Source organism: Halorubrum sp. Atlit-26R (assembly GCF_003666015.1).
GTDB lineage: Archaea > Halobacteriota > Halobacteria > Halobacteriales > Haloferacaceae > Halorubrum.
In genome coordinates this window covers 1-2,182 of sequence record NZ_QPLT01000040.1, presented here as the reverse complement: position 1 = coordinate 2,182, position 2,182 = coordinate 1, and the positions used below count along the sequence as shown (strand labels likewise).

The window sequence follows — 2,182 nt, the reverse complement described above, 5'->3', positions numbered from 1 at the left end:
GCTCTACGCACCGATGCGAGTGCAGAGGAGTATTGGGGCTATATTAGCCGAACCAGCCGCTGTTTAACGAACTCGATGAATCTCTGTGCCGTTATCCGCGGCTTTGACCGGAACTCGATATCCAACCCGGTCTGTACGAGGAAGTCAACCATCAGCCACGAATTATACAGGAGAACAGCGAAGCCAAAATGGAACAGCCGGACGCTGAAATCCTTCGAAGTTGTCCATGCAACGAACTCTTTAATCTTCTTATACGCGGTCTCAATCCCACCACGACGACTATATCGCTTGACTTTTCGGAGTGCTTCTCGGCGGTCGAGTGCAGTCGTATCGTCAACGTACGTGTTCGTGTAGAACGGAACTGCTACCTGATCTTCTTCCGGAATTGCCGTCTCACCTTCATCAGGTATGGTACCGTACCCGTACTGATCATCATCTGGGTCTCCTGGTAGCCCGATGAGTGTCGTTGTAACGCGTTCGTTCGAAGTACCGTCCTTCACCGCTGTATGCATGACCCATTCATCCTCCACAGCTATAGTAGTCGGTAGAACTTTTTACTCAGAAATATATGTTACCTGTAATGGATCACCTCAACGAGATCTCTGTCGAAGAACTCCAAGAGGCGCTTGACAATGTTGATGGAAACAAGCCGACTCAACGGCTGTTAGCTGCGATCGCGTACAAAAACGGCGTCACGCAAACCGAACTTGCCGAGTGGTACGACACAGAGCGAAAAACGATCTATAACTGGCTCAACCGACTCGATACCGACGAACCGCTTGAACAAGCTGTTACAGATGCTCATCGATCTGGTCGAAGACGAAAACTCTCAGAAAAACAGCAACAAGAGTTTGAACAAACAATCCACGAATCACCCGAAGAGATCGGCGTTGACGCGCCGGCGTGGACGCCGGCACTCGCACAAGAATATCTCGAAGAAACGTACGGCGTCGAGTATTCACTCCCGAGCTGCCGGCGGTTGTTGAAAGAGGCGGGATTGAGTTATCAAAAACCACGCCGTTCAGCCGCTGAATCCGACGAAGACGACCAAGAAGCGTTTCACGACGAGATCAAAAAAAGCGGCGAGAGATGGACGCCACAGTAGTCTGTATCGATCAAACCAAGAAATCCGTCCAAGTCGAGCCGCGTGCCGCGTGGTTTCCGCGCGGCACGCGGCCTTCTGTCGAATTATCCGGTCAGCGGGAGTGGACGTGCTTGCTCGGCGCAATCACCGAGGACGGCGATCGCTTTTTCTCACGGCTTACAGAGTACATTACCGCTGATCACGCAAAACATTTCATTTTAGCACTATGTGACGAATTTGAAGAGGATCTGATCGTTGTGCTCGATGGTGCACCGTATTTTCAGGCATCGGCCGTCACGGACCTCGCGGCCCGTGACGACCTCGCGTTTGTGACGCTCCCGTCATATTCGCCGGAGTTGAACCCTGTCGAGGAATGTTGGAGACAGCTCCAAGCAGCTCTCAGCAACCGATTCTTCGACTCACTCGACGAACTTACAACAGCGATCGATACCGCTCTTGACCAAATTTCTATTCCAAAAGTGAGCAACTATTTCTAACGTCTACTATAGCCGAACTCGCATTGGCTTCCTCCCCGCCCTTCACAGTAGTTGCCGAACCTGACTGAGACTCTTCAGGCTGGGCTGTGTTGGTCACCAAATGGTCCAGACAGCTGAGGCGAAACAGGTTTGCCGTGCCGCGTCGACGGTGCTATTTCCAGAACTCGAATTCGGCGTAAAACCGTGTGGGAAGTACACGAGAGAGGATTTCCAAGAAATCCTCTCTCGGATTGCTTTTGATCAGGAGTTCGCAAATACGGGTGGGAAAACGCTCCAACTTGATCGTGGTGAGCACGTCGATATCACCTCTACGGCGCGTAATTCGCTCGCTAAATCGCTGCTGTATCACTTGCGTAATCTCTCAGCAGAGGCTATCACCGACCAGTTCGATGGCGTCCGAGATCAAGTGTTCGAAGTCCTCCGGTCTCAACGCCGACTTCCTGCGTTCGTCGATGTTGCCATCGATCTCCACGAGTGGCGGTTCTACGGATCTGCCGACACAGACCACGTCCTAACCACGTATCCAGATCTCGGAACGAACAAAGCGTTTTGCTTCGCAACACTGTGTATCGTCGCTCCTCGCACGCGATTTACGCTTGCG

2 protein-coding genes and 1 pseudogene are annotated in these 2,182 nt (G+C 52.1%); 2 read left to right on the top strand and 1 reads right to left on the bottom strand.

Features of this window, described 5'->3' with window-relative positions; translation table 11 throughout:
* Nucleotides 1–38 precede the first annotated feature (38 nt).
* On the bottom strand, nt 39–530 hold the full coding sequence (locus tag DVK07_RS19005; protein WP_121598461.1) for a hypothetical protein: 492 nt from the start codon (nt 528–530) through the stop codon (nt 39–41).
* A 50-nt stretch (nt 531–580) separates the two neighbouring features.
* On the opposite strand from DVK07_RS19005, the gene DVK07_RS19000 reads away from it, so the two are divergent.
* A protein-coding gene (locus DVK07_RS19000; RefSeq protein WP_121598460.1) for an IS630 family transposase occupies nt 581–1,581 on the top strand; the annotation gives its coding sequence in 2 pieces (ribosomal slippage) (nt 581–1,073 and nt 1,073–1,581; 1,002 coding nt in all).
* Nucleotides 1,582–1,681: 100 nt separating this feature from the next.
* Nucleotides 1,682–2,182, top strand: a pseudogene (locus DVK07_RS23810) (transposase); the annotation flags it as partial.